This is a genomic window from Citrobacter sp. TBCS-14, from assembly GCF_005280805.1.
GTDB lineage: Bacteria > Pseudomonadota > Gammaproteobacteria > Enterobacterales > Enterobacteriaceae > Citrobacter > Citrobacter gillenii.
The window spans coordinates 1-257 of record NZ_SZWM01000498.1; the positions used below are offsets into that span (position 1 = coordinate 1).

At 54.9% G+C, this 257-nt stretch carries 1 protein-coding gene; it reads left to right on the forward strand.

Annotated features, from left to right (window positions below; all coding sequences use genetic code 11):
- Nucleotides 1–257, forward strand: a 257-nt coding sequence (locus tag FDX22_RS19535) for a LytTR family transcriptional regulator DNA-binding domain-containing protein (protein ID WP_186805352.1), incomplete at both ends; no start/stop codon positions are given.

Consider the following 257-nt stretch of genomic DNA (forward strand, 5'->3'; position numbering starts at 1 on the left):
GGCTGGAGAAAACGCTGATCCGTTTACGTCAGGAGCGCACGAAGCAGGATGTGTCGTTACTGCCGGAACATCAGCAGGCGCTTAAGTTCATTCCATGTAGCGGTCATAGCCGAATCTATCTGCTGCAAATGGATGATGTGGCGTTTGTCAGCAGTCGGATGAGCGGCGTTTATGTGACCAGTAGCGATGGCAAAGAAGGATTCACCGAGCTGACGCTCAGAACGCTGGAGAGCCGTACTCCGCTGCTGCGCTGCCAC